At 70.8% G+C, this 21808-nt stretch carries 18 protein-coding genes; 17 read left to right on the top strand and 1 reads right to left on the bottom strand.

Annotated elements, in window-relative coordinates:
• The first annotated feature begins 1 nt into the window (after position 1).
• From BM430_RS06205 to BM430_RS34580, 17 genes are all read left to right on the top strand, one after another.
• Complete coding sequence (locus tag BM430_RS06205) at positions 2–874, top strand: branched-chain amino acid ABC transporter permease (RefSeq protein WP_093566366.1); 873 nt, start codon at positions 2–4, stop codon at positions 872–874.
• Positions 871–1842 (top strand): branched-chain amino acid ABC transporter permease, encoded by a 972-nt coding sequence (locus tag BM430_RS06200; RefSeq protein ID WP_093566365.1) that lies wholly within the window; start codon positions 871–873, stop codon positions 1840–1842. Before BM430_RS06205 ends, BM430_RS06200 begins: the two co-directional genes overlap by 4 nt.
• 4 nt (positions 1843–1846) lie before the next feature.
• The gene (locus BM430_RS06195) at positions 1847–2593 is read left to right on the top strand and encodes an ABC transporter ATP-binding protein (RefSeq protein WP_093566364.1); all 747 of its coding nucleotides are present in this window, start codon (positions 1847–1849) and stop codon (positions 2591–2593) included.
• A complete protein-coding gene (locus BM430_RS06190) occupies positions 2586–3287 on the top strand; it encodes an ABC transporter ATP-binding protein (protein ID WP_093566363.1) in 702 nt (233 codons plus the stop codon). The genes BM430_RS06195 and BM430_RS06190 overlap by 8 nt, the downstream gene beginning before the upstream one ends.
• Positions 3288–3290: 3 nt before the next feature.
• Complete coding sequence (locus BM430_RS06185; protein WP_093566362.1) at positions 3291–4685, top strand: MmgE/PrpD family protein; 1395 nt, start codon at positions 3291–3293, stop codon at positions 4683–4685.
• A gap of 269 nt (positions 4686–4954) precedes the next feature.
• Positions 4955–5854 carry an isocitrate lyase/PEP mutase family protein gene (locus BM430_RS06180; protein WP_093566361.1) on the top strand — a complete coding sequence of 300 codons (900 nt, stop codon included), beginning with the start codon at positions 4955–4957 and terminating at the stop codon, positions 5852–5854.
• Positions 5851–7536, top strand: coding sequence for a hydantoinase B/oxoprolinase family protein (locus BM430_RS06175; protein WP_093566360.1), 1686 nt, complete (start codon positions 5851–5853; stop codon positions 7534–7536). The genes BM430_RS06180 and BM430_RS06175 overlap by 4 nt, the downstream gene beginning before the upstream one ends.
• Complete coding sequence (locus tag BM430_RS06170; RefSeq protein WP_093566359.1) at positions 7533–9599, top strand: hydantoinase/oxoprolinase family protein; 2067 nt, start codon at positions 7533–7535, stop codon at positions 9597–9599. The genes BM430_RS06175 and BM430_RS06170 overlap by 4 nt, the downstream gene beginning before the upstream one ends.
• The gene (locus tag BM430_RS06165) at positions 9596–10207 is read left to right on the top strand and encodes a cysteine hydrolase family protein (RefSeq protein WP_093566358.1); all 612 of its coding nucleotides are present in this window, start codon (positions 9596–9598) and stop codon (positions 10205–10207) included. The genes BM430_RS06170 and BM430_RS06165 overlap by 4 nt, the downstream gene beginning before the upstream one ends.
• On the top strand, positions 10204–11592 hold the full coding sequence (locus BM430_RS06160; RefSeq protein WP_093566357.1) for an FAD-dependent oxidoreductase: 1389 nt from the start codon (positions 10204–10206) through the stop codon (positions 11590–11592). The genes BM430_RS06165 and BM430_RS06160 overlap by 4 nt, the downstream gene beginning before the upstream one ends.
• A gap of 249 nt (positions 11593–11841) precedes the next feature.
• Entirely contained in the window at positions 11842–13248 is a 1407-nt protein-coding gene (gene leuC, locus BM430_RS06155) for a 3-isopropylmalate dehydratase large subunit (RefSeq protein WP_093566356.1), read from the top strand.
• 1 nt (position 13249) lies between these two features.
• Entirely contained in the window at positions 13250–13858 is a 609-nt protein-coding gene (gene leuD / locus BM430_RS06150; RefSeq protein ID WP_093566355.1) for a 3-isopropylmalate dehydratase small subunit, read from the top strand.
• Between the two features lie 456 nt (positions 13859–14314).
• Positions 14315–15580 carry an ABC transporter substrate-binding protein gene (locus BM430_RS06145; protein WP_093566354.1) on the top strand — a complete coding sequence of 422 codons (1266 nt, stop codon included), beginning with the start codon at positions 14315–14317 and terminating at the stop codon, positions 15578–15580.
• A 248-nt stretch (positions 15581–15828) separates the two neighbouring features.
• Complete coding sequence (locus BM430_RS06140; RefSeq protein WP_093566353.1) at positions 15829–16704, top strand: branched-chain amino acid ABC transporter permease; 876 nt, start codon at positions 15829–15831, stop codon at positions 16702–16704.
• A gap of 37 nt (positions 16705–16741) precedes the next feature.
• Positions 16742–17668 carry a branched-chain amino acid ABC transporter permease gene (locus BM430_RS06135; RefSeq protein WP_093566352.1) on the top strand — a complete coding sequence of 309 codons (927 nt, stop codon included), beginning with the start codon at positions 16742–16744 and terminating at the stop codon, positions 17666–17668.
• 49 nt (positions 17669–17717) lie between these two features.
• The gene (locus BM430_RS06130) at positions 17718–19253 is read left to right on the top strand and encodes an ATP-binding cassette domain-containing protein (RefSeq protein ID WP_093566351.1); all 1536 of its coding nucleotides are present in this window, start codon (positions 17718–17720) and stop codon (positions 19251–19253) included.
• Positions 19254–19370: 117 nt separating this feature from the next.
• Positions 19371–19520: a hypothetical protein gene (locus BM430_RS34580; protein ID WP_177302955.1), complete on the top strand. Its 150-nt coding sequence runs from the start codon at positions 19371–19373 to the stop codon at positions 19518–19520.
• A gap of 212 nt (positions 19521–19732) precedes the next feature.
• On the opposite strand, the gene BM430_RS06125 is transcribed toward BM430_RS34580, so the two are convergent.
• Positions 19733–21715 carry a methyl-accepting chemotaxis protein gene (locus tag BM430_RS06125; RefSeq protein ID WP_177302954.1) on the bottom strand — a complete coding sequence of 661 codons (1983 nt, stop codon included), beginning with the start codon at positions 21713–21715 and terminating at the stop codon, positions 19733–19735.
• Positions 21716–21808: the final 93 nt, after the last annotated feature.

The following is a 21808-nucleotide window of genomic DNA, read 5'->3' as shown; positions in this document are numbered from 1 at the left end:
GATGTACGCGCCCCAGATCCTGATCGAGGCGGCCCTCAACGGCCTGATGACGGGGGCGGTCTACGCCCTCATCGCCCTCGGGCTGACCCTGGTCTACGGGGTGCTGCACATCATCAACTTCGCGCATGGCGCCCTTCTCACCGTCGCGATGTTCGCGGTCTGGGGCGCCTTCGCGCTGTTCCACCTCGATCCGTATCTCGCGATGATCGGGATCGTGCCGCTGATGTTCGGCCTCGGCTACGGGTTGCAACGCTTCGTCATCGGCCCGGCGAGCCACGGCAGCGACAACAACGTGCTGCTCGTGACCCTCGGCCTGTCGATCGTGCTGGAGAACGCGCTGCTAGCAGCGTTCCGCTCCGACACGCGGGCGCTCGATTCCGACGCCGCGCTCCAGGTCGTCGAGCTCGGCCCCCTCCTGCTCTCGACGCCGCGGCTGATCGGCTTCGCCGCCTCGCTCGCCGTCACCGGTCTCCTCTGGCTCGTCCTCAACCGCACCGACACCGGCCGGGCGATCCGGGCGGTGTCGCGGGAGAAGCTGGGAGCCCGCCTCGTCGGCATCGAGGTCGACCACGTCTACGCCGTCACCTTCGGGATCGGCTGCGCGTGTCTGGCCGTCGCCGCCTGCCTGTTGATGCCGACCTACTACGTCAACCCGCGCTCGGGTGCGGCCTTCGTGCTCGTCGCCTTCACCATCGTGGTGCTCGGCGGCATGGGGTCGATCGCCGGCGCCCTCGTCGGCGGCCTGATCATCGGGGTGGTCGAGAGCTTCTCCGGGCTGCTCCTCGGCGACAGCCTCGGTCAGATCGGCATCTTCCTGATCTTCATCCTGGTGCTGCTGGTGCGCCCGACCGGCCTGTTCGGAGCCCGCGCATGAGCGCCCGCGACCTCCTGCCCGTGATCCTGGCCCTCGCAGGCCTCGCCGTCCTGCCCTTCCTCGGCCTGTCGGGCAGCGTGCTCAACTTCCTCGTCACGACGCTCATCATCGCGCTCGCAGGCCTTGGCTGGAACGTGCTCGGCGGCTTCGGCGGCCAGTACTCGTTCGGCCACGCCGCCTTCTTCGGCACCGGTGCCTACGCCACCGCGATCCTCCAGATGAAGCTCGGGATCAACGCCTGGGGCGCGCTCGGCGCCGGGATCGGGCTCGGGGCGCTGACCGGCCTCGCCATCGGCTATCTGAGCTTCCGGGCGGGCCTGCGCGGCTCCTACTTCGCCCTGGTGACGCTCGCCTTCGCCGAGGTCTTCCGCATCCTGGCGAATTCCGCCGACTTCACCGGCGGCGCCGCCGGCCTGCTGCTGCCGCTGCGGCCGGGCCTCGCGACCCTGCAATTCGCCGATCGCCGCTTCTTCTACCTCCTGGTCCTCGCCTTCGTCGGCGTGGCGCTGCTGGCCTCGCGCTGGCTCGAGCGCTCGCGCTTCGGCGCCCACCTGATCGCCGTGCGCGAGAACGAGGAGGCGGCGCGCGCGCTCGGCGTCGACGCCCTCGCGGTGAAGCTGCGCGCCATCGCGCTCTCGGCGGCGATCACCGCGGCGGCCGGCGGGCTCTACGTGCAGTCCTTCCTCTACCTCGATGCCGGCGTCGCCTACGGCACCTGGATCTCGGTCGAGGCGCTGCTCGCCCCGATCGTCGGCGGCATCGGCACCGCCTTCGGGCCGCTCGTCGGCGCGCTGGCGCTGCAAGGCCTCGGCGAGGTCACCAAGCACCTCGCCGGCGGCGTCCCGGGGGTCGACCTCGTGGTGTTCGGCGCCTGCCTGATCGCCGTCATCGCCTTCGCGCCGCAGGGGCTGCTCGGCCTGCGCCGCCGGCGCAAGGCGTCCGGCCAAGCCGCCACGGTGGGAGCCTGATCCGATGCTCGCCGTCGATTCCCTCACCAAGCGCTTCCAGGGCCTCGTCGCGGTCGATCGCGCCTCACTCACCGTGCCGGCGGGCTCGATCACCGGGCTGATCGGCCCGAACGGCGCCGGCAAGACCACCCTGTTCGGGATGATCTCGGGCTTCCTCGCCCCCAGCGAGGGCCGGGTGCTGTTCGAGGGGCAGGACGTGACCGCGGAGGCGCCGCACCTGCGGGCCCGTCGCGGCATCGCCCGCACCTTCCAGATCGTCCAGCCCTTCGCGGGCCTGACGGTCGCCGAGAACATCGCGGTCGGCGCCTATCTGCGCCACCCGCGCCGGGCGGACGCAGTGGGGAAGGCCCGCGAGGTCGGGACGAGGGTCGGTCTCGGCGACCAGCTCGACAAGCCGGCCGCCGACCTCACGGTCGCCGGGCGCAAGCGCCTGGAGGTGGCCCGCGCGCTCGCCACCGAGCCGCGGCTCCTCCTCCTCGACGAGGTGCTAGCTGGCCTCAACCCCTCCGAGATCCGCGACATCCTGCCGGTGGTGCGCTCCATCCGCGACGGCGGCGTCACCATCCTGATGATCGAGCACATCATGCAGGCGGTGATGACCCTGTGCGAGGAGGTCTTCGTCCTGGCGCAGGGGAAGATGATCGCATCCGGCCCGCCGCGGCAGGTCTGCGCCGACCCGCAGGTGGTCGAGGCCTATCTCGGCAAGGGCGCCGCCGCCCGCATGAAGGCTGAGGAGGCGGTCGATGCTTAAGGTCTCGGGGCTCCGCGCCGGCTACGGCGCCACCGAGGTGCTGCGCGGCCTCGACCTCTCGGTGCAGCCGGGCGAGATCGTCGCGGTGCTCGGCGCCAACGGGGTCGGCAAGACGACGCTGAACAAGGTCCTGTCCGGGGTGGTCTCGGCGCGGGCCGGGGAAATCCGCTTCGACGGCAAGCCGATCACCACGGCCTCGGCCTCCTCCATCGTCGAGGCCGGGCTGATCCACGTGCCGGAAGGCCGCAAGATCTTCCCGAACCTCAGCGTGCGCGAGAACTTGGTGCTCGGCAGCTACCGCCGCGGGCGGGCGCGGCGAGCCGAGAACATCGAACGGGTCTTCTCCACCTTCCCGCGCCTGCGCGAGCGGGCGGCCCAGGCCGCCGGCACTTTGTCCGGCGGCGAGCAGCAGATGCTCGCCATCGGCCGCGGCCTGATGGCCGAGCCGCGCCTGCTCATCCTCGACGAGCCCTCGCTCGGGCTCTCGCCGCTCCTCGTCGAGGAGATGTTCGCCCTCGTGCGCACCCTCAACAGCGAAGGACTGCCGATCATGCTGGTGGAGCAGAACGTGGTGCAGTCGCTCGATCTCGCGACCCGCGCCTACATCCTCGAGAACGGCACCGTCGCCCTGTCCGGCGACGCCGCGACGCTCGCCGCCGACCCGGCCCTGCGCCGGGCCTATCTGGGGCTGTAAGCGATGGGCATCGTCACCCCCGGCATCGTCCCGGCGACCACGCTCCTCGCCGAGCCCATTCCCGCCTGGCTCGACCGCTGGACCGCCTTCGCGGCGGACCTGTCGTTCTCGGACATCCCCGAGGCGGCCATCGACCGCGCCCGCCTGGTCCTGCTCGATTCCCTCGGCGTCATCGCCGCCGGCATGCGCGAGCCGGAATGCCGCGCCTTGGCGGAACGGCTCGCCGCCCGCCGCCGGGGCGACGCGCCGGCGATCGGCAGCGGCCTGTCGCTCGATCCCCGCGACGCCGCCCTCGTCAACGGCGCGGCCGGCACGACGCTGGAGCTCGACGAGGGCAACCAATACGCCCGCGGCCATCCGGCGATCCACGTCGTCCCCGCCGTTCTGGCTACCGCGCAGGAGACGGGGGCGTCCGGCGCCGAGCTGATCGCGGCGCTCGTCCTCGGCTACGAGATCGGCGCGCGGATCGGCATCGCCTCGAAACTGCGGGTGACGATGCACCCGCACGGCACCTGGGGCACGGTGGGAGCGGCACTCGCGGTCGCCAGGCTCCATGGCGCCGACGCCGGGATGATCGGCCGGGCGATCGGGCTCGCCTCGTCCTTCGGCCTGAGCACCAGCCGGCGCACGATGCTGGAGGGGGCCACCGTCCGCAACACCTATGCCGGCCTCTCCAACCAGCTCGGGCTGACCGCCTGGGACCTCGCCGCGAGCGGCTTCCTGCCGGAGCGCGACGGGATCGGCGTGGTCTATGGCGGCATCCTGGCCGACGATTTCTTGCCCGAGGCGATGGTGGAGGAGTTGGGCACCCGCTGGGAGATCGCCCGCAACTACTTCAAGCGCCACGCCGCCTGCCGCTACACCCACGGCGCCCTCGATGCCCTGGCGCAGATCCGCCGTGAGGCCGGCCCGCTCGACCCGGATTCGGTGCGCTCGGTCGAGGTCGCGACTTACGTCTGGGCGGCGCAGCTCGACCATCCGGCGCCCGAGACGATGCTGGCGGCGAAGTTCTCCCTGCCCTTCGCCCTCGCGGCGGCTTTGGTGCGGGGCGAGGCGAACACCGACGCGTTTCGCGACGAGGCGCGGGCCGACCGGCGCATCCTGTCCCTCGCCCGCCGGGTGATGGTGCAGGAGGACCCCGCCATGACCGCGCAGCTGCCGGCCTTGAGGCCCGCCAAGGTCACGCTGACGCTCGCCGACGGCCGCAAGCTCTCGGCCCAGGCGCTCACCAACCGCGGCGACACCGAGGACCCGTACTCGGCCGACGACGTGCGGGAGAAGTTTCGCGCGCTGGCGGGGCCGGTCTGGGGGGCGGAGCGGAGCGAGAGGATCGTCGCGGCGGTGGCGGGGATCGAGAAGGCGGAGGGGATTGGGGAGCTGCTGGGGTTGGTGGCGTAGCTCCTGCAATCCCTCCAGTTGACCATGACCGACGACACACTCTCAGGGTCATTCCGGGGCCGCGCAGCGGAGCCCGGAATCCAGAAACACAAGTGTTTCAAGATTTAGCGGAAAGCATCTCGCTCTTTTCTGCAAGCTCAGCGGTTCTGGATCCCGTGCTCTCGCCTGCGGCGAGCCCCGGGATGACGCGGAGATCCTTCATCGACCAGGTCTCTCGCCTCGCAGAGAAAGCCTGACAGATAGCAATCGCACCAGGAAGACTGATCGTCATGTCCCTGAAGTCCCGTCTCGCCGAGGACCGCGTCCTCGTCGCTCCGGGCGTCTACGACGCCCTCACGGCCTCGATCGCCACGGATGCGGGCTTCGAGGCCCTGTACCTCTCCGGCGCGGCGATCGCCTATACGCGGCTGGGCCGGCCGGATATCGGCCTCGTCTCGATGAGCGAGGTCGCCGAGACCGTGGCGCTGGTGCGCGACCGGGTGGCGACGCCCCTCGTGGTCGATGCAGACAACGGCTACGGCAACGCGCTCAACGTCGAGCGCACCGTGCGGCTGTTCGAGCGCGCCGGCGCCAGCGCGATCCAGCTCGAGGACCAGAGCTACCCGAAGCGCTGCGGCCACCTCCAGGACAAGACGCTGATCGGCCAAGGCGACATGGTCGGCAAGATCCGCGCCGCGCTCGATGCGCGGGTGAGCGCCGAGACGCTGATCGTCGCCCGCACCGACGCGGTCGCCGTCGAAGGCTTCGAGCGGGCGATCGAGCGGGCCCGGGCCTACGCCGAGGCCGGCGCCGACGTGCTGTTCGTCGAGGCGCCGCGCTCGGAGAGCCAGCTCGCCGCGGTGACGAAGGCGCTCGGTACGCAGCGCCCGCTCGTCGCCAACATGGTCGAGGGCGGCGACACCCCGCTCGCCGCGGCCGCCGATCTCGGCGCTCTGGGCTTCCGCCTGGTGATCTTCCCCGGCGGCATCGTCCGGGCGCTCGCCCGTACCGCGAAGGACTATTACGGCTCGCTCGCCAAGGCCGGCACCAACGCCCCCTTCTCCGAGCGGATGTTCGATTTCGGCGAGCTCAACGCCCTGATCGGCACTCCCGAGATGCTGGCCCGCGGCCGCGCCTATGAAGGGGCAGAACGCGCCCCTGCGGGCGCTATGGAAGGCTCCGCCCAATGACCGCGATCGATCCCGTCACCCTGGCGGTGCTGAAGGGCCGCCTGGAGCAGATCGCCGACGAGATGGACGCGACGCTCTACCGCTCGGCCTTCAACCCGATCATCGCCGAGGCCCGCGACGCCTGCCACGGCCTCTACCACGCCACCACCGGCGACACCCTGGTCCAGGGCACCAAGGGCCTGCCGATCTTCGTCGGCGCCATGGCCTTCGCGGTGAAGGCGGTGATCGCCAAGGTCGAGCGCGAAGGGGGACTCGAGCCCGGCGACACGTTCCTGTTCAACGATCCCTATAGCGGCGGCACCCACCTCAACGATTTCCGGCTGGTCCGCCCGGTCTTCCGGGACGGACAGCTGTTCTGCTGGCTCGCCTCGGTCGGCCACTGGCTCGACATCGGCGGCAACGTGCCGGGGGGCTACAACCCGAAGGCCACCGAGAGCTTCCAGGAGGGCGTGCGCTTTCCGCCGGTGAAGCTCTTCTCCGCCGGACGCCTGAACCAGGACATCGTCGACATCCTGGCCGCCAACACCCGCGTGCCGACCTCGAACTGGGGCGACCTCAACGGCCAGCTCAACGCCCTCGACCTCGGCGAACGCCGCTTCACCGCGCTCCTCGACGAGTACGGCGACCGCATCGTGGACGCCGCCTTCGCGGCCTTCTCCGACCGGGCCGAGGCGCTGATGCGCGCCGCGATCCGGGCGCTCCCGGACGGCCGCTACAGCTTCTCGGACGTGCTCGACAATGACGGCATCACCGACGAGCCGCTGACCATCGCCCTCGACCTGACGATCGACGGCGATCGGATGGCGCTCGACTTCTCGCGCTCGTCAGCTCCCGCGCAGGGGCCGATCAACATCTCTCACGCCACCACCGTGGCCGCCTGCTACGTCGCCCTGAAGCACGTCTTCACGGAGGTCCCGGCCAATGCCGGCTGCCTGCGGCCGATCACCTTCACGGTGCCGGAGACGACCCTGCTCGGCGCCGGCGCCCCGAAGCCCATGGCCGGCTACACCGAGACGATCCTGCGGCTGATCGGCGTGGTGCTGGGCGCACTCGCCGAAGCCGACCCGGAGCGGGCGACCGCGGCGCCCTTCGGCACCATCAACGCGCTCTCGCTCGCCGGCCACCGGCCGGACGGCTCGCGCTGGGTGATGTTCTCGTTCTTCGGCGGCGGCCTCGGCGGCAATCCTGAGACCGACGGCCTGAGCCACGCCAACAACCCGATCTCGACCGCGACGATCCCGCCGGTGGAGATCCTGGAGGCCGCCTACCCGGTCGTCTTCACCCAGTGGGCTCTGCGCCCCGACAGTGCCGGGGCCGGCGCCCATCGCGGCGGCCTGGGCGCCGTCTACGAGATCGAGACCCTGACCGACGCCGATGTCTTCCTCCTCGGCGAGCGCGGCAAGGTGGCGCCGTTCGGCGTCGAGGGCGGCAGGCAGGCGGCGCTCAACCGCTTCGCCTGGCAGACGCCGGAGGGCTGGGCGAGCCCACCGATGGTCTCGAAGGTGACGGATGTCCGCATCAAGGCCGGCGAGCGGGTCCGGCTCGAGACCCCCGGCGGCGGCGGCTTCGGTCACCCGGCCGAGCGGAACCGCGACGCCCTCAACCGCGACCTGCGCCTCGGCTACGTGAGCTCGGCGGCCGCCGCCCGCGACTACGAATTCGTGTCGGGAGACGAGAAATGACCCCCCGCGCCATCGTCGGCGTCGATGTCGGCGGCACCTTCACCGACCTCTTCTACTACGACGAGGCCGCCGGCCGCTTCCAGACAGGCAAGGTCCCGTCGAACCGCGGCGACGAGGCGGTCGGCTTCCTCGCCGGCCTCAAGGGGTTCGGCCCTGTCGCCGGCCTCGCCTCGATCGTCCACGGCACGACCGTCGGCACCAACGCGCTCCTGGAGCGCAAGGGCGCCCGGATCGGCCTCATCACCACACGTGGATTCCGCGACGTGCTGGAGATGCGCCGGCGCGACCGGCGCCACACCTGGGGCCTGTGGGGCGACTTCGTTCCCGTGGTCGACCGCGACCTGCGCCTGGAGGTGGACGAGCGGACGCTCGCCGACGGCACGATCCGCGAGAGCGTCGATCCGGAGCAGGTGGTGGAAGCCGCCCGCGCGCTGCTGGCCAACGGCGCCGAGGCCCTGGCGATCTGCTTCGTCAACGCCTACGCCAACCCGGAGAACGAGCGGGTGGCGCTGGAAGCGGCGAGCGCCGTGTGGCCCAACGCCAATGTCGAGCGCTCGTCGGGCATCCTGCCGGAGATCCGCGAGTTCGAGCGCACCTCGACCACCGTGCTCAACGCCTATCTCCAACCGGTCGTCGGCAGCTATCTCGGCAAGCTCGACCGGGCGCTCGACTCGGAAGGGTTCGAGGGGCGCTTCCACATCGTCCAGTCGAATGGCGGCGTGATGTCGACCGCCACCGCCCGGCGGCTCCCCGTCCGCACCGCGCTCTCGGGCCCCGCCGCCGGCGTGATCGCGGCGGCCGCCATCGCCAAGGAGGCCGGCTTCCCGAACGTGATCACGGGCGATCTCGGCGGCACCTCCTTCGACGTGTCGCTGGTGGTCGAGGGCGAGACGGCGCTCGCGGCCCAGACGACGATCGATTTCGGCCTCGTCATCCGCACGCCGATGATCGAGATCAGTACGATCGGGGCCGGCGGCGGGTCGATCGCCCATGTCGATGCCGGCGGCCTGCTCCAGGTCGGACCGGAGAGCGCCGGCTCGCGGCCGGGCCCGGTCTGCTACGGCCAGGGCAACACCCGTCCGACGCTGACCGACGCCAACGTCGTGCTCGGCCGCATCAACGCCGAGCGGCCGATCGGCGGGGCGCTGAAGCGCCTCGACGTCGAGGCGGCGAAGGCGGCCATCGCCGAGCACGTCGCTGAACCGCTCGGCCTCGACGTGATGACGGCGGCGGAAGCGATCGTGCGCGTCGCCGACGGCAAGATGGCCGGCGCGATCCGCCTCGTCTCGATCGAGCGCGGCCACGATCCGCAGAAGTTCGCGGCCGTGCCGTTCGGCGGCGGCGGGGCGCTGCATGTCGGGGCGCTGATCAAGGATGTGGGCCTGCGCGGGGCTCTCGTGCCGCGCTATCCGGGCGTCACCTCGGCGCTGGGCTGCGTCATCGCCGACATCCGGCACGACCAGGTCCAGACCCTGAACCTGTCCCTCGCCGGCCTCGACGCCGCCGCCCTCGACCGGCGGATGGTGGCGGAAGCCGAGGCCGCCCGGCAGGTCGTCGAGGCCGCCGGCCTCACGGTCTCGCGCATCGATACGGTGTTCGAGCTCGACATGCACTATGTCGGCCAGACCCACACCGTGGCGGTGGCGCTCCCGGTGACGGTCGCGAACGGCACCACCGGCGTCACCGTCGCGGTGATCCAGGCGGCGTTCGAGGCGGCCTACCGCACCTCGTTCAGCCGGCTGCTGCCGGGCCTCGGCACCCGGATCGTCAACCTGCGCACCGCCGCGATCGGCCGTCGGCCGCATTTCGACCTCGCCGCCCTGGCCCCGGGACCGGACGCCTCGCTCGAGGCCTCCCGCCTCGGCAGCCGGCCGGTCTGGTTTTCCGGCGCCTGGCACGAGGCCACGATCTATGCCCGCCTCGCGCTGCCGGTCGGCGCCGAGATTCCGGGACCTGCGATCCTCGAGCAACCGGACGCCACCACCGTGGTCGATCCCGACCTGACGGCCCGGGTCGACCGGCTCGGCAACGTCGTGGTCACCCGCACGGGAGAGCCCGCATGAGCCACGCTCCGATCCCGATCGAGCGCACCGCGCTCCTGATCTGCGACCTCCAGAACGACTTCCTGCACCCGGACGGCGCCTACGGCCGGGCGGGCCAGGCCGCGCCGGAGATCGCCGCCGTGCCCGCAACGGTGCGGCCCCTCGCCGAGCTGATCCGGTCGCGGGGCGGGTTCATCGTCTCGACCCACTTCACGCTGGTGCCGGGCAAGGGTGGCGAACCCCTGATCTCGCCGCACCTGCGCGAGCTGCGGCCGTTCCTCAAGAAGGGCGACTTCCTGCCCGGCGCCTGGGGCCACGCCCTGGTGGACGAATTGCAGCCTGCCGACCTCTCGGTCGAGAAGGTCGCCTACTCGGCCTTCTACATGACCCGGCTCGAATGGGTCCTGCGCAAGGCGGGGATCGAGCGGCTGATCGTGTCGGGCATCGTCACCAATGGCGGCGTCGCCTCGACGGTGCGCGATGCCCATGTCCGCGACTTCTCGGTCACCGTCCTGTCGGATGGCTGCGCGGCCTTCTCACCGGCGGTGCACCGGACGGCGATCGAGGCGCTGAAGCCCGTCTGCCGGGCGGCGGACGTCGCCGAGATCGTCCGGGAGTTGTCGGCATGAGGGTCGAGCCCGCCGCCTCCTTCGACATCGAGGTTCCGGTCGCGGTGATCGGCGCCGGGGCCGCCGGGCTGGTGGCGGCGCTCGCCGCCGTCGAGGCCGGGGCCGAGGTGCTGGTGGTCGAGCGCGACCCCGTGCCCCGCGGCTCGACCGCCCTCTCGGCCGGGCTGGTCCCGGCCCCCGGGACCCGCTGGCAGAGCGAGGCCGGGCTCGACGACAGCCCGGAGCTGTTCTCCGCCGACATCATGGCGAAGGCGAAGAACGAGCCCGATCCGGCCCTCGTCGCGCGCCTCGCCGGGGCGGTCGGTCCCGCCCTCGAATGGCTCGCCGACCGCCACGGCCTGCCCTTCTCAGTCATCACCGATTTCCGCTATCCGGGCCATTCGGCGAACCGCATGCACGGCCTGCCGAGCCGGTCGGGCGAGGAACTGGTCGACCGCCTGGCGCGGGCCGTCGAGGAGGCCGGCATCCCGGTCCTCTGCGGGGCGACCGTCGACACGCTCTACACCGAGGCCGGCGCGATCCGCGGCATCGGCCTCACCCGCCCCGACGGCTCGCGTGAGCGCGTCGGCTGCCGGGCGCTGGTTCTGGCCTGCAACGGCTACGGCGGCAACAAGGCGCTGGTGGCGCAGCACGTGCCGGAGCTGTCGGGCGCGCTCTATTTCGGCCACGAGGGCAACCAGGGCGACGCGCTGCTCTGGGGCGAGGCGCTCGGCGCGGCCACCCGCCACCTCTCGGGTCACCAGGGCCACGGCTCGGTGGCGCATCCGCACGGCATCCTGATCACCTGGGCCACGGTCACCGAGGGCGGGTTCCAGGTGAACACCGAGGGGCGGCGCTTCTCCGACGAGAGCAAGGGCTATTCCGAGCAGGCGGCGGAGGTGCTGCGCCAGCCCGGCGGCACCGCCGTGACTTTGTTCGACGCGCGCATCGCCGGGATCGCCCGCCAGTTCGAGGATTTTCGGCGGGCCGAGAGCGCCGGGGCGATCGTCGCGGCGGAGACGATCGCGGAATTGGCGGCGCGGCTGCACCTGCCGGAGGAAGCTCTCTCCGCCACCCTCGCCGAGGTCGAGGCCCTGAAGCGCGACGGCGGCCGGGACGGGTTCGGGCGCTCCTTCGCGGGCGTGCCGGCGCTCACGGCGCCCTACCGGGCGGTGCGGGTGACCGGCGCCCTGTTCCACACCCAGGGCGGTCTCGTGGTCGACGACGATGCGCGGGTGCTGACGCCGTCCGGTGCGCCGATCCCGAACCTGTTCGCCGCGGGTGGCGCGGCCTGCGGCGTGTCGGGGACGGGGCCCGGAGGGTACCTGTCGGGCAACGGTCTGCTGGCGGCGGTGGCGCTGGGCCGCATCGCCGGGCAAGCGGCGGGGGCGATGGGGGTGTGTTAGCTCCTGTCACCCACCATTTATGACATCCTCCCCCCTTTCCCGGACGACTGCAGCGAAGCGGAAGGAGATCCGGGATCCAGCACAAGGACTCGCCGCGAAGCGGCTCTGCATACTGCACCGTTGCAGACATGAAGACGCTTCGCGACTTTTCATGCTGGATCCCGGATCTCCTTCCGCTGACGCTTCAGTCGTCCGGGAAAGGGGGTGGTGTTCGTCATTTCGAGTTCGAGAACAAGACGGAGGACGCCCATGACCCCGCCCCCTCGCACCCTCCTCGACAAGGTCTGGGACGCCCACGTCATGGCGACCCGGCCCGACGGGCAGGCGCTCCTCGCCATCGACCGGCACCTGCTGCACGAGGGCTCGTTCCACGCCTTCGGCATGCTCGACCATGCCGGGCGCCAGATCCGCCGCCCGGACCTGACCTTCGCGGTCGCCGACCACTACGTTCCGTCCCGCGACCGCGGCGGCCCGATCCCCGACCCCGAGATCGCCAACATGGTCTCGACGCTCGCCGACAATGCCGGCCGCCACGGCATCCGGCATTTCGGCCTCGACGACCGCGCGCAAGGGATCGTCCACGTCCTGGCGCCCGAGCAGGGCCTGACCCTGCCGGGCCTCACGGTCGTCTGCGGCGATTCCCACACCTCGACCCACGGCGCCTTCGGGGCGCTCGGCTTCGGCATCGGCGCGACGGAGGTCGCGCACGTGCTGGCGACGCAGGCCCTGTGGCAGCGCCGGCCCAAGACCCTGCGGGTCGCCATCGACGGGCAGCTCGGTCCCCACGTCACCGCCAAGGACGTGATCCTGGCGATCATCGCGGTGATCGGGGCCGGCGGCGCGGTTGGGCACGTGCTCGAATATGCCGGCAGCGCGATCCGCGGCCTGTCGATGGAGGGACGGCTCACCATCTGCAACATGTCGATCGAGGCCGGTGCCCGGGCCGGGATGATCGCGCCGGACGACACCACCTTCGCGTTCCTGGAGGGCCGCGCTTACGCTCCGAAGGGTGCGCTGTTCGATGAGGCCGTGGCGGCGTGGCGGCAACTCCCGAGCGACGAGGGCGCCCGGTTCGACCGCGAGGTGACGCTCGATGCTGCCGCCATCGCCCCGGCCGTGACCTGGGGCACCAGCCCCGAGACCGCGCTCCCGGTCACCGCGACGGTGCCGGATCCCGGCGCGGAGCCGGACGCCACCAAGGCTGGGCAGATGCGGACGATGCTCGACTATATGGGCCTCACCCCCGGCACCCCGCTCGAAGCGGTCGCGATCGACCGGGTGTTCATCGGCTCCTGCACCAATTCCCGCATCGAGGACCTGCGCGCCGCGGCCGACGTGCTGCGCGGCCAGAAGGCCGCGGTCCCGGGCCTCGTCGTGCCGGGATCCGGCCCGGTGCGGCGACAGGCCGAGGCGGAAGGGTTGGATCAGGTGTTTCGCGACGCCGGCCTCGAATGGGGCGAGCCGGGCTGCTCGATGTGCGTCGGCATCAACGGCGACCTCGTGCCGGCGGGCGAGCGCTGCGCCTCGACCACCAACCGCAACTTCCCCGGCCGCCAGGGCCCGAACGCCCGCACCCACCTGATGAGCCCGGCCATGGCCGCGGCCGCCGCCGTCACCGGCCGCCTCACCGACATCCGTCGGCTCGGGAGCCGCTGACATGCAGCCCTTCACCACGCTCCAGGCCGTCGCGGTCCCCCTCGACGTCGCCAACATCGACACCGACCAGATCCTGCCGGCCCGCTTCCTCAAGAAGCCGCGCAGCGCCGGCTACGGCAACTTCCTGTTCCACGACGAGCGCCGCCGCAGCGAGGCGGTGCCCCTCGACGCGGCCCCCTACGCCGGGGCCGGGATCCTGGTGGCCGACCGCAATTTCGGCTGCGGCTCCTCGCGCGAGGGCGCGGTCTACGCCCTCGTCGACGGCGGCATCCGCTGCGTGATCGCCCCGAGCTTCGGCGACATCTTCGCGTCGAACGCGGCCAAGAACGGGCTCCTGACCGTCACGCTGCCGGAGGAGGTCGTGGCGGGCCTGCGGACACGCCTGAAGGCCGAACCGGGCGCCCGCCTCACGGTCGACCTGCCGGCCCAGGCGGTGACCGGCCCGGACGGGGCCGCGATCCCGTTCGAGATCGACCCGTTCAAGAAGCGCTGCCTCGTCGAGGGCCTGGACGACGTGGCGCTGACGCTGGAGCATTCCGAGGCCATCGCGGCGTGGGAGGCGCGGGCGGCGGAGGCGGCGCCGTGGCGGGTGCCGGCGACGGGTGGATGATCGCATCCCTGGACCAGACACTCTCCACGTCATCCCGGGGCCGCGAAGCGGAACCCGGGATCCATCACCGCCAACGTGCCTGAAGAGGGCGGAACGCGTCTCGCCCAGTCCTGCATCGTCAGCGGATATGGATCCCGGGTTCCGCTTCGCGGCCCCGGGATGACGAGGGAGGGTTTGACCGCGACAACAAGATCTAACGCTCCTTGCTCACTGTAACGCCCTGCCACGGCTGCCACGTGCCCCTGCTGCCGTGACCCGGCATCCTTGAGGAAGCGGGCGGCCGCCCCGCTTCCTTCCTCACGCCATAGCCATGCACCCACGCGATGGCTCGCGGTTTAATCCCGCCCCTCCGCGCTCCCGCGCCGATCAGCATCTTGTGATCGATCCGTCGCCCGCTACACTCCCGGCCCGAGCCGCGACGCCATCAATCAAACAGCGGCCGGAAGAGGGAACGTCATGCTGGAATGCGCACCCGTCGCCGGGCGGCGGCTCGTCCGCGCGTTGCTTGGTTCGACCATCCTGTTGGCCGCCAATGCCTCGCTCTCGACGGTTCAGGCCGCGGACCCGATCCGCATCGCGGTGATCGCGGAGGCGCAGGCGATCGCCGGGGCCGCGATCCCGCAAGCCGCCCAGCTCGCCGCCGACGAGATCAACGCCAAGGGCGGGATGGACGGTCGCAAGATCGAGATCGTCACCTACGACAACAAGAGCTCGGCCGCCGATTCGGTCCGCGCCTTCCAGCGCGCGGCGAGCGAGGACAAGGCCCACGCGGTCATCGCCAGCTACATCAGCGAGGTGGTGCTGGCGCTCCAGCCCTGGTCGGCCCGGCTGAAGCTGCCCTTCATCACGCCGGGCGCGGCCTCGAACGAGATCCCGCTCAACGTCCACAAGGACTACGCCCGCAACAAGTACTCCTTCCACGGCTATCTCACCTCGAAGGCGCAGTCGCAGGCCGTCTGCGACGCCGCCAAGGCGATCCTCGTCGAGGGCCGCCAGATGAAGACCGCCGTGATCATGAGCGAGGACGCGGCGTGGACGAAGCCCCTCGACGAGGGCTACAAGGAGTGCCTGCCGAAGATCGGCCTGAAGGTGCTCGACCACATCCGGTTCTCGCCGAGCACGACCGACTTCAACCCGATCTTCAGCCGCATCGAGGGCGCCAAGCCCGACGTGATCGTCACCGGCATCTCGCATGTCGGCGTGCAGCCGACGGTGCAGTGGCGCAGCCAGCAGGTGCCGATCCCGATGATCGGCATCGCCTCGCAGGCGACCAACGCCACCTTCTGGAAGGAGACGAACGGCGCGACGGAGGGCGTGCTGTTCGAGATGTTCGCCGCGCCGGGCACCAACGTGACGCCGAAGACGGCGCCATTCGCCGAGGCGTTCAAGGCCAAGTACGGCAGCTATCCGGGCTATGCCGGCTACACCGCCTACGACGAGGTCTACTACATCGCGGACGCGGTGAAGCGGGCCGGCTCGACCGATCCCGACAAGCTCGTCGAGGCGCTGGAGAAGACCGACTGGGAGGGCACCCTCGGGCGCATCCAGTTCTACGGCAAGGACGACGAGTTCACCCACTCGATCAAATACGGCCCGGGCCTCGTATCGGGCATGATGATGCAGTGGCAGGACGGCAAGCAGCTGGCGATCTGGCCGCAGAACGTGGCCAATGGAAAGATCAGCTTCCCGAGCTTCGTCAAGGCGGGGGCGGCGGCGAACTGATCCCTCTCATCGATCCAACCGTGCTCCAGCCAGCGCGGGATCCCCTCTCCCGTTTGGGAGAGGGGTAGGGGTGAGGGTGGCTCGGGTTCCGCAATGATCCTGAACCGTCGAGCTGCGCAGCTCGACAGTTGGCGTCTTATTCTGAAACCGAGCCACCCTCACCCCCGACCCCTCTCCCAAACGGGAGAGGGGAGTTCTCGCGCGCGCCTCGCCCCCTCACCCTCCCCGCGAGCCCCAAGACACGCGACATGACCGCGATCCAGATCCTCATCGACGGCTTCGCCATCTCGGCGCTCTACGCGCTCGGCGCCACCGGCTTCACCCTCATCTTTGGCGTCTCGGGCGTGCTCAACCTCTCGCACGGGGCCCTCATGGTCACCGCCGCGGTGGTGGCCTGGGCGGCGTCGAGCGAGTTCGGCCTCGGCTCCTATGCGGGCGCGGCGACCGGCATCGTCGTCTGCACGCTGCTGACGCTCGCCACCTACGGCGCCGTGGTGCGGCCCATCGACAAGTCCCGGGCGATCCCGCCGGAGGAGAAGGAGATCTTCATCCTCACCGGCACGCTGCTCTGGGGCATCATGATCCAGGAGTTCATCGCCTACCTGTTCACCAGCAACGCCAAGACGGTGATGCCGATCGTCGAGGGCGTGGTGACCATCGCGGGGGTGCGCACGCCGTGGAACCAGGTCTTCACCGCCGTCGTCTGCTGGGCGGTGATCGGGCTGCTCTGGCTCCTGGTCAATCGCACTCGCACCGGCAAGGTGCTGCTCGCCGCCTCGATGAACCCCCGCGGCGTCACCCTGCTCGGCTTCGAATTGTCGACGATCTACGTCGCGATCTGGCTGATCTACGGCGTGCTCGCGGGCATCGCCGGCGTCCTGCTCGGCCAGTTCCTCGGCGTGTCGAGCTACAGCGTCGGCCCGCTCACCGCCAGCGCCTTCTCGATCGTGGTGCTGGGGGGCCTCGGCAGCGTTTCCGGCTCGCTGATCGCCGCCTACGTCGTCGGCTACCTCGAGACGCTCACCGCCTACCTCGTCTCCCCGGCCTACCGGACCATCCCCGCGCTGCTGCTGCTGGTGGCGGTGATGTATGTCCGCCCGCAGGGCCTGCTCGGGCGCCGCTGACGCAGCGGCTCCACCCGGATTCCCAAAAGAGGCCCGCATGCTCGCCAAGACTCTTCGCAATCCCTTGTTCTGGCTCTGCCTGATCGGCCTCGCGCTCGCCAGCGTGCTGCCGCTCTGGGTCTCGGGCTACATCCTCGGACTCCTCACCGTCGCGTACTATTTCGGCGTGTTCTCGATGGCCTGGGACCTGCTGTTCGGCTTCGCCGGCGAGGTCAATTTCGGGCCGACCTTCCTGATCGGGCTGGGCGCCTACACCGCCGGCATCCTCAACGGCCACGGCGTCGGCATTCCTTTGTGCCTGCTCGCCGGCACGGTCGCGGCGGTGATCGGCGGCCTCGTCCTGGCGCTGCCGGCGTTGCGGGTGCGAGGGCCGTATTTCGGCCTCACCACCGTCGTGGCGGTGCTGATCCTGCAGAACCTGATCGTCGTCTTCGCCGACACCACCGGCGGCGAGATCGGGCTCACCGTGCCCGACGTCATCAGCATCGACGCGGCGACGAATTACTGGATCGCGCTCGGCTTCATGGGGGTGAGCGGGCTCATCCTCTATGCCATCGCGGTCTCGCCGGTCGGGCTGATCCTGCAGGCGAGCGGGCAGGACCCGGTCGAGGCAGGCGCGCTGGGCTTCAACGTCGCCAAGCACAAGCTCGCGGCGTTCTGCGTCAGCGCCGTCTTCTCCGGGCTCGCGGGGGCATTGTTCGTCTTCTACATGGGCACCGCCTCGGTCGGAACGCTGGTCGACGTCTCGGTCGGCGTCCAGGTCATCATCGGGGCGGTGCTCGGCGGCCGGCGCACCATCGTGGGCGGCGTGCTCGGCGCCGTGTTCCTGATCGCCGCCGGCGAGCTGCTGCGCCCGCTCGGCTCGCTATCGACCTTCGTCGTCTCGGCCGCGGCCCTCGCCGTCATCCTGTTCGTGCCGGCGGGCCTCCTCGGGATCCTCACCCGCCAGGGGCGCCACGCCTGATGTCCAAAGTCCTCGCGTCACAAGGGTTGCGTCCATGAGGGTTGCGTCCATGAATGCGGCCGGCCTCGCCCCGAACCCCCTGCCCTCCGCCGCACGTCCCGCGCCGGAGACCGGCACCCCGCTGCTCGCGGTCGAGGGGCTGACCAAGCGCTACGGCGGCCTCGTCGCCGCCAAGTCGATCGGCTTCACGGTGCGGGCCGGCGAGATCGTCGGGCTGATCGGGCCGAACGGCTCGGGCAAGTCGACGGTGATGAAGCTCATCATGGGGCTGGAGCGGCCGAATGCCGGCAGCGTGAAGCTCGACGGCACCGAGATCGCCGGCTGGCCCTCGCACCGGGTGGCGCGGGCCGGCATCGGCCTCGTCTTCCAGCATTCCCGGCCGCTGCACCGGCAGACGGTGCTGGAGAACATCAAGCTGGCGCTCCTGCCCGACAGCCTGATCCGCCTCTTCGCCGATGCGAGCGTGGAGAAGCGGGCCCGGGCCATCGCCGAGCGGGTCGGCCTCGGCGCCGTGATGGACCGGCGCCCCGGCACCCTGCCCTTCGCGGATCTCCGCCGGATGGAGCTCGCCAAGGCGATCGCCCGCGATCCCAAGGTGGTGCTGGTCGACGAGCCCTTCGCCGGTCTGACCTCCGGCGAGGTCGCGGATTTCTCGGCCCTGATCCGCGGGTTCCGCGACGAGGGCAAGGCGGTGCTCCTCGTCGACCACAACGTGAAGAGCGTGTCGGCCCTCGTCGACCGGGTCTTCGCGATGTATCTCGGCGAGCGGGTCGCCGAGGGCACCGCCGCCGAGGTGATGCGCAACGAGACCGTGCGCCGGGTCTATCTCGGCGGCAGCATCGAGACCGCGGCCCGACCGGAGGCGAATTTTTCCGGCGAGCCGCTGCTGAAGGTCGAGGGGCTCGACGTGCTCTACGGCAAGGCCCAGGCCTTACGCCAGGTCGGGATCCACGTCCACGAGGGCGAGTTCGTCTCGGTGGTCGGCCTCAACGGCGCCGGCAAGACGACGCTGTTCAACGCCATCTCGGGCCTCGTGCCGCATTCGGGGCGGATCAGCTTCGCCGGCGAGCCGCTGGCGAAGCGGACGCCGGCGAGCATCGCCAAGGGGGACATCAAGGGGGGCATCGTCCAGGTGCCGGAGAGCCGCGAGCTGTTCGGCGAGATGAGCGTGCGCGAGAACCTCGATCTCGGCGGCCAGCACCTGCCCAAAACTGAGAGCGCCCGCCAGCTCGAATGGCTGTTCGAGCTGTTCCCGATCCTGAAGAGCCGCAGCGGCCAGATGGCCCGCACGCTCTCGGGCGGCGAGCAGCAGATGCTCACCATCGCCCGCGCCCTGATGATGAAGCCCCGCCTCCTGATCCTCGACGAGCCGACGCTCGGCCTCGCCCCGGTGATCCTGGAGCAGCTCTCGAAGGCGCTGGAGCGCCTGCGCCAGACGACGCCCATCACGGTGCTGCTCGGCGAGCAGAACGTCACCTTCGCGCTGCCCCATGCCGACCGGGTCTACGTGCTGGAACATGCCCGCATCGTCTGGGAGGGCACGCCCGACCGCTTCGCCGCGGAGGCCGGGACAGGATACCTATAGCCGTCGCAGCGGGAAACTCGGCCGGGCCGATGAATCGAAGAGCGCTTGACTCGGGTTAAGGCGGCCGGAGACGACCGGCCGTAAAAAAGCAGGACAGCCACCTCAGGAGAGAGCGGAATGTCCTGCTACTACTTCCATTTCCAGGTCGGCAACCGCCTCATCCGGGATACCCGCGGCGTCGAGCTCGAGGAGCCGCACGAGATCATCACCTGCTCGGCCCACATCGCGGTGCTGCTGAAGCGGCGAGCCTGCCGCGAGCCCGAGTAGAAGGAGGCGATCATCCACGTCGAGGACAAGGAGCGGCGCTTCAGCGTCTTCCTGCCGATCGCGCGGTTCGCCGACGCGATCCCGCGGTTGCAGGCGAACTAGACGGGAGAGGACCCCGCCTGGAGGACAGGCGCACTCGACCGATAATCCACCCTCCGGGTCATCCCGTGGCGAGCCTTGGCGAGAACCCGGGATGAGGTCGAGGATGATGCTTACGCCGCCTTGATCTCCGCCACGAACCCGCCGATCTCGCGTTCCAGCGTCACGGCCTGGCGCGCCAGGTCCTGGGCGGCGCGCAGCACCTGGTCGGCGGTGCCGCCGGTGCGGTCGGCGCCCTGCTGCACCGCGTCGATATGGCCGGAGACGACCTGCGTGCTGTGGGCGGCGTGCTGGACGTTGCGGGCGATCTCGCCGGTGGCGGCGCTCTGGCGCTCCATCGCGGTCGCGACCCCGGTGGCGATGGCGTTCATGTCGCGGATCGTGCCGCCGATCGCCTCGATCGCCCGCACCGCCTCCGCCGTCCGGGACTGGATGCTGCCGATCTGGCCGGCGATCTCGTCGGTCGCCCGCGCCGTGCGGGTGGCGAGGTCCTTGACCTCGGCGGCGACCACCGCGAAGCCGCGCCCCGCCTCGCCGGCCCGGGCCGCCTCGATCGTGGCGTTGAGCGCCAGAAGGTTGGTGCGGCCGGCGATGCTGGTGATGAGCTGGACCACGTCGCCGATCTGCTGGGCCGCCGCCGCCAGCGCCCGGATCGTCGCCTCGGTGCGAACGGCCTCCGCGTCGGCGCGGCCGGCGATCGTCGAGGAATGGGCGACCTGGCGCACGATCTCCTCGATGCTGGCGGAGAGCTCGTCCGTCGCGCTCGCCACCCCGCCGACATTGGCGGAAGTCTGGCTCGCCGCCTCCGCGACGCCCGCCGACAGGCTCGACGACTCGGCGGCCGAGGTCGACAGGTGGCGCGCCGCCCCCTCCATCTCGCTCGCGGCCGCGGTCAGGGTGGCGATCAGCGCCGAGACCTTGCCCTCGAAGCCCCGGGTCAGGGTCTCCAGGTGGCGCGCCCGTTCCATCTTGGCGTCGGTGTCCCGGCGCTGGATCGCATCGCGATGCTCGGATTCGACGAGCCCGTCGCGGAACAGGGCCACGGTGCGGGCCATCGCGCCGATCTCGTCGGCGCGGCCGGTATCCGGCATGTCGATCGCCCGGGCCCCGCCGCCGAGGGCCGCCATGGCGCCCGACAGGCGCTGCAGCGGTCCGGTGATCGAGCCGGCGAGCCGCAGCGAGATCGCGATCCCGAGCAGCACGATGCCGACGGCCTTGGCGAGGAACGCCGTGGTGCCCTGCTCGACGCTGCGGGCGAAACTCTGCTCGTGGGCCAGCCCGTCGCTGTTCACCCCTGCCAGCAGCGTCTCGGAGGCCTTCATCGAGGCGTCCCGGGCGGCGCGGGACAGCTTCAGGTGCTTGCCCCACTCGCCTGCGAGCGCCGAGGCACGGTCGAGGGCGCCGCGCCAGGCCGTCAGCTTGGCCGTCAGGTCGGCGTTGCCCTGGAGCTTCGCCTGGGCTTCGGCCGCGAACTGGTTCGCCGCCGCGGCGTGCTTGATATCGCCCGTCGCCTTGAACTGCGCCACCTGCTCGCGGGCGAACTTGAACGCTTCGGTGGTGCCGTTCAGCATCCGGGCCTGGTCGAGGTCGCCGCCCTCGAAGGCGCGGTTGCGCCGCTGCGACAGGGCTTGCGCGATCTGGTCGCCGGCCTGGTCGATCTCCCGGGCGTGGAGCGCCTGCTCCTCGTCCTTGACCTTGGCGAGCACGGCGTACTCGGCGCCGTACGTCTTCAGCGCGGCGGCGATCGCGTCGCTCAAGGCCTGCTCGTCGGGATCGAGCTGGACGCCGCCGCGATTTTCTATCAGGCGGAGGGACTTGTCGAGATGGTCGCGCGCCACCTTGAGGGCCGCGGGATCGAAGCGCTGGAGCCAGCGGCTCAGCTCGAACCGCGTCTGCATCATCGCCATGTCGACGGCACGGACATGCTCGGTCTTCGCCCGGTTCTGCTGGTAGTCGGCGAAGCCCTCGTTGATCTCCCGCACCAGGATGTAACCCGAGATCGCCACGCCCACGGTGGTGGCCAACACGACGCCGAAGCCCGCGAAGATCCGCGCCTTGATCGACAGGCGCGACAGACGCCCGGCCTTGAACCACATCCGCATCGGTCCCGTCGCCCCGTCCAAGGCTCACCCTGGGACGGAGATTGGGCGGTTTCCGCTAAGGCAGATTTAAAATGAGCAGTTTTTTGC

This window comes from Methylobacterium sp. 174MFSha1.1 (genome assembly GCF_900116815.1).
Lineage (GTDB): Bacteria > Pseudomonadota > Alphaproteobacteria > Rhizobiales > Beijerinckiaceae > Methylobacterium.
Note: the sequence above shows the minus strand (reverse complement) of the source record. Positions and strands in the feature narration are given on the sequence as shown.

Bases quoted from the DNA above. Each gene is read 5' to 3' on its own strand.
- BM430_RS06205 (WP_093566366.1), top strand. From the start codon at position 2: ATGTACGCGCCCCAGATCCTGATCGAGGCGGCCCTCAACGGCCTGATG.
- BM430_RS06200 (WP_093566365.1), top strand. From the start codon at position 871: ATGAGCGCCCGCGACCTCCTGCCCGTGATCCTGGCCCTCGCAGGCCTC.
- BM430_RS06195 (WP_093566364.1), top strand. From the start codon at position 1,847: ATGCTCGCCGTCGATTCCCTCACCAAGCGCTTCCAGGGCCTCGTCGCG.
- BM430_RS06190 (WP_093566363.1), top strand. From the start codon at position 2,586: ATGCTTAAGGTCTCGGGGCTCCGCGCCGGCTACGGCGCCACCGAGGTG.
- BM430_RS06185 (WP_093566362.1), top strand. From the start codon at position 3,291: ATGGGCATCGTCACCCCCGGCATCGTCCCGGCGACCACGCTCCTCGCC.
- BM430_RS06180 (WP_093566361.1), top strand. From the start codon at position 4,955: ATGTCCCTGAAGTCCCGTCTCGCCGAGGACCGCGTCCTCGTCGCTCCG.
- BM430_RS06175 (WP_093566360.1), top strand. From the start codon at position 5,851: ATGACCGCGATCGATCCCGTCACCCTGGCGGTGCTGAAGGGCCGCCTG.
- BM430_RS06170 (WP_093566359.1), top strand. From the start codon at position 7,533: ATGACCCCCCGCGCCATCGTCGGCGTCGATGTCGGCGGCACCTTCACC.
- BM430_RS06165 (WP_093566358.1), top strand. From the start codon at position 9,596: ATGAGCCACGCTCCGATCCCGATCGAGCGCACCGCGCTCCTGATCTGC.
- BM430_RS06160 (WP_093566357.1), top strand. From the start codon at position 10,204: ATGAGGGTCGAGCCCGCCGCCTCCTTCGACATCGAGGTTCCGGTCGCG.
- leuC (WP_093566356.1), top strand. From the start codon at position 11,842: ATGACCCCGCCCCCTCGCACCCTCCTCGACAAGGTCTGGGACGCCCAC.
- leuD (WP_093566355.1), top strand. From the start codon at position 13,250: ATGCAGCCCTTCACCACGCTCCAGGCCGTCGCGGTCCCCCTCGACGTC.
- BM430_RS06145 (WP_093566354.1), top strand. From the start codon at position 14,315: ATGCTGGAATGCGCACCCGTCGCCGGGCGGCGGCTCGTCCGCGCGTTG.
- BM430_RS06140 (WP_093566353.1), top strand. From the start codon at position 15,829: ATGACCGCGATCCAGATCCTCATCGACGGCTTCGCCATCTCGGCGCTC.
- BM430_RS06135 (WP_093566352.1), top strand. From the start codon at position 16,742: ATGCTCGCCAAGACTCTTCGCAATCCCTTGTTCTGGCTCTGCCTGATC.
- BM430_RS06130 (WP_093566351.1), top strand. From the start codon at position 17,718: ATGAATGCGGCCGGCCTCGCCCCGAACCCCCTGCCCTCCGCCGCACGT.
- BM430_RS34580 (WP_177302955.1), top strand. From the start codon at position 19,371: ATGTCCTGCTACTACTTCCATTTCCAGGTCGGCAACCGCCTCATCCGG.
- BM430_RS06125 (WP_177302954.1), bottom strand. From the start codon at position 21,715: ATGTGGTTCAAGGCCGGGCGTCTGTCGCGCCTGTCGATCAAGGCGCGG.